2 protein-coding genes are annotated in these 1,213 nt (G+C 35.9%); both read right to left on the bottom strand.

Annotation, left to right across the window (positions count from 1 at the left end):
* Positions 1 to 34: 34 nt before the first annotated feature.
* Positions 35 to 229 carry a hypothetical protein gene (locus ACFO4R_RS01560; RefSeq protein WP_379787217.1) on the bottom strand — a complete coding sequence of 65 codons (195 nt, stop codon included), beginning with the start codon at positions 227 to 229 and terminating at the stop codon, positions 35 to 37.
* Entirely contained in the window at positions 207 to 1,046 is an 840-nt protein-coding gene (locus ACFO4R_RS01555) for a hypothetical protein (protein WP_379787216.1), read from the bottom strand. The genes ACFO4R_RS01560 and ACFO4R_RS01555 overlap by 23 nt, the downstream gene beginning before the upstream one ends.
* Positions 1,047 to 1,213: the final 167 nt, after the last annotated feature.

The following is a 1,213-nucleotide window of genomic DNA, read 5'->3' as shown; positions in this document are numbered from 1 at the left end:
ACCTCCTCTGTTTTATACGAGTATCTCATATTTTTTACGTTTTGTAAAGTATTGCGTAGACACGCTCTAAATCATTAATTTTTTCTTCAGTATATTGTTGCTTCGTCGCTCCTTTGTTATTCTCTATGTCGATACAAAAATCAACACCCCTATATAAGGCACCCTGCATCCTCGGAGATAAGATAACAGGAGAGATGCTTCTGAGTTTAAATTTTACTTTCTTTTTCACATGACACCTCCAGCTCTTTCAAATAAGAATTTCCAAATACAATGGCGTTTTTATACATAAGGTTGTAAGGATTTCTTATACTTTCGCCTGACAAAAACTCCTTTTGCAGAGAAGAAACGACGCTTCCTTCTCCAATAAAGCTGATAACCTTTTCCTTGTCCATTCCCGCAGAAATATGAAAAGGTCTTCTCTCCGAGGTATAGAGCGAAATACTTGATTTTTCCCAATCGATACTGTTTTCAGCGGGAAGTAACATCCCTATATTGAGATAGTTACGTTCGCTTCTATTTTTTTGTTTCGGTTCTTTGTTGCATTTCTTTATCTCTTTCAAAAGATACCGATTATATCCCTGACTTGCTTTCGGTCCAATCAACAAAACCTTGCCTTCATCAAACGTTCTTCCCTCAAACAGATTTGCCAACAGGCTGTTATCTCCTGTCCGAACAAAAAAATGAAATTCTCTTACCCCTTTGGGATCCTCTTCGTTTCTGTTGTTTTTTATAAATTGCACGATCGGCAAACTGTAAGCAACATTGGGAAAACCCGGCAACTGCTTCTCCTGGCTTGCCAACTTGAATTTTTGTACATAAGTTTGACGCTTTCTTAAAGAAGAATAATCCTCCATTGCCTTATAAGAACAGGAAGATCCGAAGGGATTTTTCCGGTTTTTGATATCCTGAATCAATCTTATCAAGTCTTTTTCTTCAAGATAATCCATCCTTTTAACGGCTTCATAAATCTTCTTTCTCGAGTAAGAATTCTTTTCTTTCTCTTTTTCGCTTAGATATTTGAGTGCTTCAACAAACTCCTCTTCCAACTTCTTTAGAGCTTCCTTTTCTTCCTTGCTTTTGTTAACTATCTCCTTATATTCTTTTATCTTAGGAAATACCGCACAAAAAGAGCTAATAGTTCCCTATAAGGAACAAAACTATGATAAAATAAAAGATATAAAACAGAATCAAACCCAGTAATTAGAAACCATAC

This window comes from Filifactor villosus (genome assembly GCF_042652965.1).
Taxonomy (GTDB): Bacteria; Bacillota; Clostridia; order Peptostreptococcales; family Filifactoraceae; genus Filifactor; species Filifactor villosus.
This window is presented reverse-complemented; position numbering and strand designations above follow the sequence as displayed.